This is a genomic window from Photobacterium kasasachensis (assembly GCF_050336885.1).
GTDB lineage: Bacteria > Pseudomonadota > Gammaproteobacteria > Enterobacterales > Vibrionaceae > Photobacterium > Photobacterium kasasachensis.
Window position 1 is genome coordinate 51,691 of the sequence record NZ_JAKJSH010000014.1, and the last position, 12,970, is coordinate 64,660.

8 protein-coding genes are annotated in these 12,970 nt (G+C 46.7%); 3 read left to right on the top strand and 5 right to left on the bottom strand.

Annotated features, from left to right (window positions below; genetic code table 11):
- The first annotated feature begins 80 nt into the window (after nucleotides 1–80).
- Both L4D19_RS19350 and L4D19_RS19355 read left to right on the top strand, forming a co-directional pair.
- Nucleotides 81–2,249 carry an LruC domain-containing protein gene (locus L4D19_RS19350; RefSeq protein ID WP_428453847.1) on the top strand — a complete coding sequence of 723 codons (2,169 nt, stop codon included), beginning with the start codon at nucleotides 81–83 and terminating at the stop codon, nucleotides 2,247–2,249.
- A 19-nt stretch (nucleotides 2,250–2,268) separates the two neighbouring features.
- Nucleotides 2,269–2,700, top strand: a complete 432-nt coding sequence (locus L4D19_RS19355) for a hypothetical protein (protein WP_428453848.1) — start codon at nucleotides 2,269–2,271, stop codon at nucleotides 2,698–2,700.
- Between the two features lie 75 nt (nucleotides 2,701–2,775).
- Here L4D19_RS19355 and L4D19_RS19360 read toward each other — a convergent pair whose 3' ends face one another.
- The 5 genes from L4D19_RS19360 to L4D19_RS19380 form a co-directional block, all read right to left on the bottom strand.
- Nucleotides 2,776–5,154, bottom strand: coding sequence for a DEAD/DEAH box helicase (locus tag L4D19_RS19360; protein ID WP_428453849.1), 2,379 nt, complete (start codon nucleotides 5,152–5,154; stop codon nucleotides 2,776–2,778).
- 132 nt (nucleotides 5,155–5,286) lie between these two features.
- On the bottom strand, nucleotides 5,287–6,630 hold the full coding sequence (locus L4D19_RS19365) for a T6SS phospholipase effector Tle1-like catalytic domain-containing protein (protein ID WP_428453850.1): 1,344 nt from the start codon (nucleotides 6,628–6,630) through the stop codon (nucleotides 5,287–5,289).
- A 28-nt stretch (nucleotides 6,631–6,658) separates the two neighbouring features.
- Entirely contained in the window at nucleotides 6,659–7,402 is a 744-nt protein-coding gene (locus L4D19_RS19370) for a D-alanyl-D-alanine carboxypeptidase family protein (protein ID WP_428453851.1), read from the bottom strand.
- Between the two features lie 164 nt (nucleotides 7,403–7,566).
- Nucleotides 7,567–9,735 carry an EAL domain-containing protein gene (locus L4D19_RS19375; RefSeq protein ID WP_428453852.1) on the bottom strand — a complete coding sequence of 723 codons (2,169 nt, stop codon included), beginning with the start codon at nucleotides 9,733–9,735 and terminating at the stop codon, nucleotides 7,567–7,569.
- Between the two features lie 8 nt (nucleotides 9,736–9,743).
- Nucleotides 9,744–10,721: a phosphate/phosphite/phosphonate ABC transporter substrate-binding protein gene (locus L4D19_RS19380; RefSeq protein WP_428453853.1), complete on the bottom strand. Its 978-nt coding sequence runs from the start codon at nucleotides 10,719–10,721 to the stop codon at nucleotides 9,744–9,746.
- Between the two features lie 446 nt (nucleotides 10,722–11,167).
- Between L4D19_RS19380 and L4D19_RS19385 the strand changes: the two genes are divergently transcribed.
- Complete coding sequence (locus L4D19_RS19385) at nucleotides 11,168–12,856, top strand: NAD-dependent malic enzyme (RefSeq protein WP_428453854.1); 1,689 nt, start codon at nucleotides 11,168–11,170, stop codon at nucleotides 12,854–12,856.
- The last annotated feature ends 114 nt before the right edge of the window (nucleotides 12,857–12,970 follow it).

A 12,970-nucleotide genomic window follows, 5' to 3' on the forward strand; every position in this document is an offset into this window, starting at 1 on the left:
TTTCAAAGCATTCGTTGGCAAAGCTGGCCTTATTTTTGACTAATGCTCTTCAGCATTAACAATAAGAATAAGGTTGCCTAATGAAGAAACTAAAGCTCTCTCTCGTTGCCTTCGGGCTTCTTTCATCCCCCCTCCCGGCGTTTGCGATATCCCCCTTCGACGACTGTCCAACTGAAGCGTTTCTTTTTCAGGGTAGCCCCTCGACTGTCTATGCTGTTGATCTTGCAACAGGACAGTATCGAACTGTAGGTACCAATACCGGGGCGGGTGGCGTTATCAATGCTGTTGGCTTTAACGAAACCGATCGCTATATCTACGGTTGGAATAAAAATGCCGGTACGATTACGCGCATTAATCAGGCCTACCGTGTCGAAGATCTTACTGTTCAATCTGGCCTGCCTGCAGATAAAAGTTTCTTCGTGGGTGATGTCTTTGGCAATGTCTATTATCTTTATCTCAAAAACACCGGCATGTTTAAAATCGACCTAAGCCAAGGTGATAACAACCTGGTCGCCACCCGAATTATGTCGGCAGCTGATGCCACCCTCACCCTTACCGACTTTGCCTTTTACCCTGAGACAGGTGAACTGTTTGCGGTCGAAAATAACAATAATGACTTATACCAATTCACGTTTGACGGTTCAGGCAATGCAAGTTTTGAGCGTAAAGGACCGACAGGCGTAACCGGTCAAACTACATTCGGGGCACAATATTTTGATAAATCAGGATTCATGTACATCAGCAACAACAAAGGAGGAAAGATTTATCGGCTAGATCTCCGCAACTTAAGCTCGTTCAGCACAACAGCCGAATTCTTTGCCGACGGTCCATCATCCGACCAAAACGACGGTGCGCGTTGTGCCAGTGCCCCGGTTACCGCCAACAATACTGATTTTGGCGATGCGCCAGATAGCTACAAAACAACACTGGAAAATAATGGACCTCGACACTTTATTGGGCCAAATTTTGTCTTCGGCACCGAAATTGATGCCGAAGGCGTGGCCTTAGCTTCACCGAGCTCCGATGATAATGATGGTTCTCCTGATGATGAAGACGGTATCTCTTTTGGCTCCAGCTTCAAGCAAGGCTCCGACGCACTTATCAATGTTGTTGTCGGAGGCGAAGCCGTCGGTTATGTCAGCGGTTGGTTTGACTGGAATGGTAATGGCACCTTTGATGAAGATACCGAGCAGGCTATCGCAGATGAATACCTGATGCCCGGCTCCCATACCCTCAAAGTACGGGTACCTGAATCGGCGCAAGCCGGCAGCACATGGGCAAGATTCAGAATTGGGCAAAACCCGGGGCTGACCTCCTTCGGCGGCGTAACCTACGGTGAAGTCGAAGATTACCCGATCACCATCGAAGAGCAAACGCTGACCCATACCTACTACCCCGGTGAAGGTACATGGGTAACGCTGGCTTATGAAGACAACTGGCCAGAAAAAGGCGACTATGACTTTAATGATGTCGTAATGTTCTACCGTGTCGACACAGTATCTAACCAGGTCGGCAACATTGTTCGCTACGATATTTATGGCAAGCTGCAGGCCTACGGCGCATCATTCGCAAATGGCTTTGCTGTACAGCTAGACAATATTGCTCGATCCCAAGTCAATGCTGACCTATCAAAGCTTATTGTCAATGGCAAAACCCTACACAGCCAGTCTGTTATCGAACAAGGACAAGACTTTGCCGTTATTGTTATATCAGGCAACCTTAAAGATGAAATAGCGCCTCCGCAGTGCAGCGGCAGTGCTGGTAATTTCTACCGGGTATGGCAAGGTTGTACCGCAGACGCTGCCGACCAGTTTAGCTTTGTCGTCAGCGTACCATTTAACTCAGCAATTGCAGCTGGCCCCGACATGCCGCTAAACCCTTTCCTTTTTGCTCCTGAAGGGCGCTTCCACGGCGATAACTTCAACGTTGAATTCCCCGGTCGCGAACTCGAAATCCACCTAAAGGGCGATTCACTGACCTCTCTCGCCTCCGATCGGTTCTTTTCAACGGCAAACGATACGTCAGTGTATGACCCGAGCAAGTGTCCGGGCCCTGACTGCGACAGCTTCCGCGGAGAAAACGGAACACCCTGGGGATTGCTCATAGATTCTAACTGGTCTCATCCTGCTGAAAGAATTGATGTACTAGAGGCATACCCGAACCTGGCAGATTTTGCCAGCTCAGGCGGCGAGACAAACAGCAACTGGCACCAACGTACTAACGCTATCGTCAGCAAACTTTTTGAATAATTTCTAAGAGGAAAAGATAATGAATAAATTCTTTATTTCCCTCAGCCTCGCTTTTGCTCTCACAAGCTGCGGTGGTGGCGGTGACTCTGGTAGTAGCAGCGGTGGAGGCGGGAGCGAGAACCGGGTGACCTTTGATCAAATTGTCATCCCTGAAGGATTCAACCTAAGAACCTCTTACCCGGTCATGCTCGATATATCACTCGGATCCAATGAGCTTATGTTCCTCAATGTTTATGGCAGCTACAGGCACGCAAAAAACGGAGAGGTTGTAGCTAATACCAGTAGCCGGATTATCGCCGGCGAGCTCAAAGACGGGCAATTCAAAGGGAGGTTTACAGCCACCTCAGGATTAGACAGTGTACTCGTAGAGGCATGGTTTAAAGACGGAACTCGTCTCCCATTTCGTCAGGTTATTCAGCTTCCTCAAGAAACTATCACGATACGTAACTAGACATCGCACTATTTAACGTTATTGCTGCTCGGCACAAACTGCTGGTGCAGAGCAGCAAAAATCATTATCGCAGTATTACTTAATGTCTATGGTTCGGCTGGCTTTTCGGTATTGGATTCTCCACCCCTGCCAACGCGGCAACTCCCAGCGCTTCGGATCCGCTTTCCGTTTTCCACTTACATGCACGGCCGTAACCAGCTTTCTTGCGATATGGTACTCGATTCGCATTGTTAAATCGGTCAATTCAACCTGATACGGATATGCCTGATCAAATTCGTCACGCTCCCAGTCAGGAATACCATCAAAAGGGAAGTCATCAACACTAAACAGTTCCAGGTCTTCTGCTGCCTCAACTCCAAGTGCTTCCAACTGCTCGCTGAACCACTCAGTCATATCCACCTGTGTTGCAGGACGCGAACAAACCTCTTGCTGATAGCGCCCGAGCGCCACATAAAGATTCCATTGATGAATATCGGCCGATATCCTATCAGCAAGCCCCGGTAAGGCCACTCCCTCAAGAATCATTCCGAGTAATGCCTGTCTTGCTGACTGTCCCTGCGGCTCTTGCCATTGTGAACTGATCACACGCCCGGCATAAACACGCTGTACTTCAACCAAGCATTGATCATCTGTCATCTGACTTTGACCCTGAACCTCCTCACCAAAATCCAGTGAGCTCAACATCTCCAGACTGACAGGAGACATACAGGTTGCCAATGACAATGTTTGCTTTACCCCTTTCCCCGGCAAAGCAAACTGATCGAAAACGATAGCCGCCTCTGCACTATCAGCAAATCGGCTGTCACGTCCTACAGTTACTTCGTTGTAGCCATTTCCTAATGCCTGACGACGCTTTTCACGTCTGATATACACCAACTCAGGCGCAGCTGTCATTACAGCCTGTAGCCAATTTTCACGCTTAATCGATGTGGCGACTTCCAACTGCGGGAGCTCAAGAGCCTCACGAATTTGTTCGGATAGCTGCTTTGCTTCTTTAAGGACACTTTCGTCAACAGTAAGAAAGTCGGGGGTCGGCTCTCGAAGCAGTTTTACCATCGTTATGGCGTCACAGGCCACCGGTAACCATTTTGACAGCAGTTCACGCCGCTCTTCACCACTTGGTAATTGCCAAAGCCGCTGCGGTACACTGAGCGCAGCAGACAAGTCAACCATCATCTCCTGGCTGGCCTTATCCGGCATCACTGTTATCAGATGTGCAAACAGTGTATCAATCGGCAGTGGATACAAACGCTGGCCATGAGTAGTCACCTTCCCCTGCTCGTCAATCGCTCGCATTTGCAGTAGCTTGTCCTTTGCTTTTTCAAGCGTTTGTTGAGGCAAACTGTCAACAAACTTCAGCTCTGCAAATGTGAACCCACTACAAGCTGCAGCCAACATCGGCTCAACCAACTCCTCCCGGTGCAGTTCGGGCGGAGTCAGCCTCTCAAGCGGTGCTGCCTTACCGTATAAACGTATACAGTTCCCTTCACTGACTCGACCAGCCCGACCTTTACGCTGCTCGGCACTGGCTCGTGATATTGCATGAAGCCCCAGCACTGTTCGACCGTTTCGCTGGTGTGTTCTGCGCTCAAGGCCAGTGTCAACGATAAGTGTCACACCAGGAATGGTTAGGGATGTCTCGGCGACATTCGTGGCCAAAATAATCCGTTGTTTGTCACTTTCGGTTAGCGCTCTGTGCCTCTCTTCGTCAGAGACAGAGGCATGGAGCGGAATAACATCCATCAGCCCAGAAGCAACTTGCTCATTAAAAACTTGTTTTAACTGGGACACGCATTGGGCAATTTCTTTGCGACCCGGGAGAAAGACCAGAATATCTTGGTGCTGCTCATAACCCCCTAGTATCGCTGTGCTGACTTTCTTCTCAACTCCTCTGATATCAGGCATGTTTCTGCTATCACTGGCAGAGTGGGTAACTTCGACAGAATACGTTCGCCCCTTAGCCTGCAAACGCTGAGCGCCCAGATACTTTGACAGACGCTGACCATCCATTGTCGCCGAAGTCGCGACCAACCGGTGCCTGTTAAGCTTCATGAGCAAAGCCAGCAGCAAATCGGTATCCCAACGCCTTTCATGAAACTCATCGATGATCACGGTATCAAAGGACGCAAGCTGGTCTTCGCTTAGCCATCGCAATGCGACGCCGGGGGTCACAAAAACAATGCGGCTCAAATCGGTATATCGATTATCAAAACGGATCGCATATCCCACGCCTTCACCCAGCGTCTCCCCCGCCAATTGCGCGACATATTCGGCTAGTGAAGTACATGCCACACGTCTTGGCTCGACGACCAATACCCTGCCCTTTTCTGCGGCCCAAACGGGCAAACGCGTTGACTTACCCGAACCGGTCTCGGCTTCGACAACCATATGCTGATGTGAAAGTTGGGAGAGGAATGTTTCTTTAAGAGAATCTATGGGTAACGTCTGCGACATGCCTGTTTCTGCTGCTAAATCCAATTCTTACGGTATTTTGTCAGCATTTGACGTCCATGTCATACTTACTTTGCTGTGAAATTGGTGTTGATACAAAGGGAACCTTCAACGATGGCTACAACCGTCACTAGATTAATCAGGGCGATCTTGCCTCATAGCATCTTCAGCATGGACTGTTATTTTATTTTTAAGGCCTTTGTTGATCTTATAGTGAATACCCAAAATGACAGCAAACAGCACCGTAAGGAATGGCTGCTGAGTGAAAGCACCGGTGAACACAGACAATATTGAGCCCGTACCTGTTTCGGTCAATAAGAGAATTATGATCGCAATGATTGATAGTGTTACCTGAGCAGACCAATTAATCACCTTCTTTTTATTAACAAGCTCTAATACTTCCTCACTTTTGGTATGCATAACGATATCATTTGGTTTTTCTACTAACTGATATTCAGAAGGCAAGCAGATTGGTGAGTAACTAATATAGTTTTTCTCTATTCTTTCCACCACGCTATCATGGATTTTGGCCAGTTTAATATTCACTTTACCCGTATTCATCAACTCGTCGATATTTCTCGGCGCGTAACGATACAGTGATTTCAGCCCGGCTCTCGAGTCATACATTGTGCCATGGCTATTGGCCTTATCGCGATATTGACCAAGAATACCGTTTTTGAGCCGTAGTCCATGTTGCTGCGCTTTTTCCAGCATCCATACCAGCGGCACATAAGAGAGGTCATCATCCGGATAGCCACCTCCCACATTAGAGTGAACACCGCTAAACCAGACCTGCTCGATACGATTACCGTCTTCGTTGCTTTCATCCCAAAGCAAAGGGTGAAAGGTCTTTCGTTCATCATCGATCGCTAGGGCGTGCACTGCCTTCTCAACGGATTGCGATAACTGACGATCAGGTATGTAAAGTGGGTAACAACGATTGATAAAGTCTTTTATCTCATCAACGGGTGCGCCATAGGCATCCACGGTATCCCACACACCAACAAATTTAATCGGAATAGGAGTGTTATTCTCTGACTGTGTATCTTGGCCCGTTCGCTTTTTCCAGTCACTCAAATAGGACTCATATTTATCCTTGGCATCCTGTTTGAGCTCAACATCATTTTTACCTTGTGCCAATCCCTGATTTGCCACAAGCCCAACTAATATTCTCACCGTAAAGGCACCACGACTAAAGCCAAAACAATAAATATCATCACCGGCTTCATAATTTCTGCTGAGAAAAGAGTAAAGGTCAATTACGTTTTGCTTTAATCCCCAGCCAATCGCCCCACCAAGCAACTTGAGAGGCTTAAAGCTGGATGTGCCAACACCGTCGTCGTAGAGGGCTATTTGTGTTTTGGCTACCTCTTCACTGTTTATATCTATCGCTTTATAGGTACGCCACACGTTTGTTTTGTGCAGCTTGGCCGCACTATTGCCGGTACCATCCGAGAGCAGAATAATATTCTTGGCCACATTCACATCTCCTTTACGATATCTGCAACTAAACCTGTTTCAGATAAGAACTATGACAATAACCATCAGCCAGATTGTCTCCTTCAAGATCAACCTGGCTCCAATCCCCCTCCTGGCCAATCACATAAAGTAGTAAATTCGGTTGTAATACTGTAAGGGTCGGAAAACTTACACCCGGACCGGCACGTAAGTTAAGTCCTGTACGTGCTATTACTTTAGAACGCACCATCTGCTCTTCGTCCGGATTATCGTTCAGGCTTGGCCTTTCTGGCAGTAAAGATGGAACGGGAGGAGCACCGCCGTCTCCCTGTGAGCGATATATTTCACTGGCAAGGTTACTCGCCCAGCTTTCATCTGCGTCTTCCGGATAATCCCCCCGGCGCAGTTTTGCAACAGATAAATCGGGTAACTGCAAGTGCGGCATTTCCCAGGAAAGAGGCTCAAGCCCCTCAGCCTTGGCAACTTTGTGCATCCGTTTCCACCATTTCCGCTTTTGCCCACGATCATCCCAGCTCCAGCGGCCGTTTTCTCGTAAAACTAAATCAGCTGCACATCCATATTGATGCATGGATTGCCAAGGTTTAGCTTTAGTTACTATAGAGCCGGCGTTACCGTTGCGCCCTTTACTATAGAGATAAGCTTGTCGAGACGGGGAGCGATAACCTTCAAAGACCTGAAAAGGCAGCCCTTCATCATTTAAGATTGACACAACAGAAACGACTCGAGCTCGTATAGTGGGGTGAAGATGTTGCATGTTTCGATCTACACTCATGTCAATACCACCCTTAACCTTGGTATTTCACAAATACACATCATTGGGCTTATCACATCAGGCAAAGAAGAATGCTTGAAGTGATCTATTACGCATCAAATTAATAATGCCATACAGTATTGTAGTCTAAACTATACATCTTGCTATCTCAGGCGAACAATCGTCTACATCTTCACTAGCGCTAATGTCGTCTTGGTGCTCGTGTTGTCTGCCAGGTATCTGTCCCTAAAGGCATCGGTAGTCAGTGGCTTGGAGTAATAATAGCCTTGCCCGATATTGCAAGATTTGGTTTTCAGAAACGCTTCCTGTGTGGCGGTTTCTATACCTTCGGCAACCACAGACATACCAAGGTCATTTGCCATCGAAATGATTGCGCCAGACAACGCCTGGTCATAGGTATCGGTATCGATATCTCGAATAAAGTCTCTATCAATTTTGACGCCATCAAAGCTGAACTGGCGAAGATACTTCAATGAAGAATACCCTGTACCAAAATCATCAAGCCATACCTGAACACCAGCATCCGATAAAGACTTAAGGTACTGTTGTGCTTTCCTTTCATTTTTTATCAGCAAGCTTTCCGTTACCTCAACATGCAACCTGTCGGCAGCAAGGTTATGCTTATCTAACATTTCTACAATTTTCTCGCAGGTATTTTGCCTGTAAAGCTGCTTGGCCGAGATGTTGATTGCAATATGGAACTTAGGCGGCAAATCGGCTGACCAATCCACCAGATGCTGACAGACGCTTTCTATTAACCAGTCGCCAATTGGGATGATTAGCCCGGTAGATTCGGCGATGTAGATAAACTCGTCAGGGTGGATCAAGCCAAGCTTCGGGTGACGCCATCGAATAAGGGCCTCAGCCCCTACTACTCTACCACTGTTGAGATCAATCTGGGGCTGCAGCCAGATTTCAAATTGCTCCAGGGCTGTTTGAGCCTTCCTTAACTCTGTTTCTATCAAGCTTCGGTGCTCAAGCCGGTTGTTCATTTCTGCATTAAAATGACTGAATGTTCCCTTTCCTTTCGCCTTGGCCTCATACATTGCAATGTCGGCATTTTTAATCAAATCGTTGCCGGTATCAGAAGATGCCGAAAAACTTGATATACCAACACTGGCATTGATAAATAACTCCTTACCCTCAATGGTAATTGGCCGTTTAATTAATTTGATCAGTCTTTTTGCGACAGTCGATGCCTCGCTATCATTAGCCAACTGAGGCAGACACAGCAGAAACTCATCCCCACCCACCCTGGCTAGAATGGCCTGACTCTCGCTGCATTCAGAATTGAAGTCGGTACGACGAAGGCTGGTAATAATCCGCTCCGAGACCTGCCTCAGCAGCGCATCGCCTACCGGATGGCCAAAGGTGTCATTGGTGTTTTTGAATTCGTCAAGATCAATGAACATAACAAACAAAGGCGAAAAATGTGCCTTACGCTTTCTAATCAACGCGTTGAGCAACTGCAGGAAATACTCTCTGTTGGGCAACTTCGTCAATGGATCATGATAGGCAAGAAACTCCATTTCTTTTGTTCGTAGCTGTAATTTAACACTGAGATCGTTGAATGAGTTCGCCAGTATCCCTACCTCATCACTGGAGCTAACCTTATTCAGTCGAGAAAAATCCCCTTGAGACATGCGTTTCACATGATCAACCAGATCAGAAATAGGGCCAGTTATCGAGCGCGTCAAAAAGACCGACAGACTAAGGCTCATTAAACAGACAAATAACACAGAGACGACGGTTATCACTTGGATCTGCATCAGTTTCAACTGCGTGAAATCCGATATCAGTTGCCTTGAATTATTGATATCACCATGAATGGATGTAAGAGAAAATTGCAGAAATAAACCGCCCAATAACTTATCACCAAGAAAAATTGGAGTAGCAAGCTCATAGTGCAGCTTGGTCTCATTTGAGTAGTCTCTCTGTTCAGTTAAGACCACATTCAACACATCAGTTCGCTCAAACAGCGCACCGTAGCTAGTGATCTTTCGCTCGGCTTCATGGAAGATCTTTCCGTTATCATCAAAGACAACAATCGCATCAACTTTCTTGGAACTTAATGCCGGATTCAATAGCCGATATGTCGACTCTAAGTCATACATGTAAAGCGGGTTAACCAAGGCCTCCGAGAAGTACCTCAGTGAATGATTGGCACGCTCGTACAGTTGCTTCATCAATGTTTGAGAGGTCAACTTCGTCGTATCTTCTAAGACTTCTTTCGAGCTATCTTTGACAATCGCTATCTGAATCGTCGAAACCAGCACAATACCGCCGACGACAAGCAAGGTATTCCATAATGAAAAGCGGGTGAGCAAGTTCATTATACCCCCTAGGGAACCAACTGCTGTTCAACAATTTCTCTAAGCTGTTCGGCATACGCGATGCCGTCTAATGCATCAGAGTTTAAATGCGTAAATTTTGCCGTTGACTGATACCGCCGCAATGCCGCTTTCCCAGCTTCGCTGTCATTGGCATCAAGTAACAGTCGTTGGATCTCTTTCTTTAGCCCGTTGTCGATCCCGGAGCGAATTAATACAACACTTCTTGGAAACGACGGAGACTGATGGATAATATTCAGCTCCTCGCGCATCTGCGACGGCAGATCTTCCTCATCGTTCCAGTTCAAATCACTAAAAGCCCCAGCCATAATCACCCCATTACAGACCCATGATGAAATATTGACTTCGTTATGCGAGGCCGTCATCTCATCAGAGAATAGGTAACCGACCCGATTCGCATCAGGTAACTCTCTCGGTGATTTTAACTCCTGAAGTTCAAAGCCTGACTGAAGCAAAATTGATGCAGGAATATAGAAAGCACTGGTTGAACTTCTGTCTTCAAATGCAATGGTTTTTCCAAGTAGGTCATTCAATGACTTAATACCGCTATCCTTCCGGACAAAGAACACCGAGCGATATTTCTCCACCCCTTTCTTCCACCTAAGCAAAAGCAACTCGGCATAGGATTCGTTAACGAGTTTACTGGCTGTAAATACCGTTTCCGACAATACATCAACCTTGCCTTGCTCAAGCAGGTTCATCATCTGTGCGGTATTTCTGGCGACGATCACCTCGCCTTTTTCGATACCGTAAGCGTGAAGATTGCTGGCTAAGTAGTCAGCCATCGGCTTAATGAATTTATATTGCTTCTTCGGGTTAGTACTGATGACACCAACAGTAAGTACACTAGAAGACAGGCTCAAGTCAGTTTGACTCACTGTCACAGCATTTGTTTCTATACCGACAAACAATAACGCCAGACACAGAGCCCTGTAGATCATGACTCGACATAGTTGAACATCCTTCATCGACTACCCTTCACGAAATTGCTCTAAAACAAATTTCATAATAGACCAACGGTAAAATTGTGTTACTCAGTTCTCAATTTTTCGATAAAAAATATGCAGTATTCATAACTAACTATTCCGACCTTCTATTAGTACCGATCTTGTAATTTGACAGTTATTTCTCTCACAAATACTTTCGGCTTCATTAACAAGCACTGCAGCTGTTCACAAACTCAGCATGAGTCACTAACCTTCTTCCCCGGTCAGCACATTATTTGTTAACCCGTTACCTACAAGGAATGGGGAAAAATCCCCCCAAAATAAAGAAACATGATCATTTTCTCGAAAATAATCCTTACAGGCTTTGAAATAACTCGCTTATAGGCATACGATTAGCCCCTAAATGAAAATGTTGTATACAATTTTTATTGATAACTACCAAGTCCCCCAAAAACAGAGTCTATTGCATGAAAAACGATAAAAGACCCTTATATATTCCCTACGCAGGCCCTGCGTTGCTTGAAACACCTCTGCTAAACAAAGGTAGTGCATTCTCTGTCGAAGAACGGATGTTCTTCAATCTGGAAGGTCTGCTTCCAGAAGCAATTGAAACCATCGAAGAGCAAACTGAACGTGCATATCAGCAATATCAAAAATTTGATAATGATATGGATAAGCACATTTACCTGCGAAACATCCAGGATACTAACGAGACTCTGTTCTATCGCCTGGTTGAGAATCACATCACCGAAATGATGCCAATCATTTACACACCAACTGTCGGTGCGGCATGTGAAGACTTTTCTAATATCTATCGCCGTGGACGCGGCCTGTTTATCTCGTACCCGAACCGCGACCGTATTGAAGACATGCTTAACAACGCTTCTCGTCACAATGTGAAAGTCATCGTTGTGACCGATGGCGAACGTATTCTTGGTCTTGGTGACCAAGGCATCGGCGGTATGGGGATCCCAATTGGTAAGCTGTCTCTGTATACCGCCTGTGGTGGTATTAGCCCGGCATATACCCTGCCGGTTGTTCTTGATGTAGGTACCAATAATCCACAACGCCTGTCTGATCCTATGTACATGGGCTGGCGCCATCCGCGTATCTCCGGTCACGAATACGAGAACTTCGTTGACGAATTTATCCAGGCAGTAAAACAACGTTGGCCTGATGCATTAATCCAGTTTGAAGATTTTGCCCAGAAAAACGCCATGCCTCTGCTTGAGCGCTACAAGGACAAAGTTTGTTGCTTCAACGATGATATTCAGGGGACTGCAGCGGTTACTGTTGGTTCCTTATTGGCAGCATGTAAGGCGGCTGGCAGCAAGTTGTCTGAACAGCGTGTTACCTTCTTAGGTGCTGGTTCTGCAGGTTGTGGTATTGCCGAGGCAATTATCGCGCAAATGGTATCTGAAGGTATTCCCGATCAGCAGGCCCGTAGCCAAGTATTCATGGTTGATCGCTGGGGTCTGTTGGTAGACGACATGCCGAACCTGATTAACTTCCAGAAGAAACTTGTTCAGCCTCGTGACGAGATTAATAAGTGGGAAGCACAGGACAACAACATCTCGCTACTTGATGTTATGCGCAATGCCAAACCAACCATTCTGATCGGTGTATCCGGTGTACCGGGATTATTCAGTGAAGATGTGATTCGTGAAATGCACCAGCATTGCGAGCGCCCTATCATCTTCCCGCTATCCAACCCGACAAGCCGCGTTGAAGCAACACCGGCTGATATTATTCGCTGGACAGACGGTAATGCGCTCGTTGCCACAGGTTCACCGTTTGAACCTGTTGTACATAACGGAAAAACCTACCCGATTGCCCAGTGTAACAACAGCTATATCTTCCCGGGGATCGGCCTGGGCGTATTGGCTGTAGGCGCGCGGCGCGTCACTGACGAAATGCTGATGGAAAGTAGCCGCGCTCTGGCAGAATGCTCCCCGCTGGCTATCGATGGTAAAGGCGCCCTGCTCCCACCATTGGAAGAGATCCAGACAGTATCTCGGCATATTGCTTTTGCTGTTGCCAAAAAGGCAGTTGAGCAGCATAAGGCACCGAAGAATACTGACGAACGAATCAAAGAGAAGATTGACGCAAACTTCTGGCAAGCAGAATACCGTCGTTACAAACGCACATCTTTCTAACGATTACTTATCAAAAGCCCGCGCTATGCGGGCTTTCTTCATGCTAAGCTTCTTCTAGCATCAGCCTACCTAGATCTCTTTAGCAGCACACAACATTAGCCTTGCTGAGGCAAG

Bases quoted from the DNA above. Each gene is read 5' to 3' on its own strand.
- L4D19_RS19360 (WP_428453849.1), bottom strand. From the start codon at position 5,154: ATGTCGCAGACGTTACCCATAGATTCTCTTAAAGAAACATTCCTCTCC.
- L4D19_RS19370 (WP_428453851.1), bottom strand. From the start codon at position 7,402: ATGAGTGTAGATCGAAACATGCAACATCTTCACCCCACTATACGAGCT.
- L4D19_RS19385 (WP_428453854.1), top strand. From the start codon at position 11,168: ATGAAAAACGATAAAAGACCCTTATATATTCCCTACGCAGGCCCTGCG.
- L4D19_RS19350 (WP_428453847.1), top strand. From the start codon at position 81: ATGAAGAAACTAAAGCTCTCTCTCGTTGCCTTCGGGCTTCTTTCATCC.
- L4D19_RS19375 (WP_428453852.1), bottom strand. From the start codon at position 9,735: ATGAACTTGCTCACCCGCTTTTCATTATGGAATACCTTGCTTGTCGTC.
- L4D19_RS19380 (WP_428453853.1), bottom strand. From the start codon at position 10,721: ATGAAGGATGTTCAACTATGTCGAGTCATGATCTACAGGGCTCTGTGT.
- L4D19_RS19355 (WP_428453848.1), top strand. From the start codon at position 2,269: ATGAATAAATTCTTTATTTCCCTCAGCCTCGCTTTTGCTCTCACAAGC.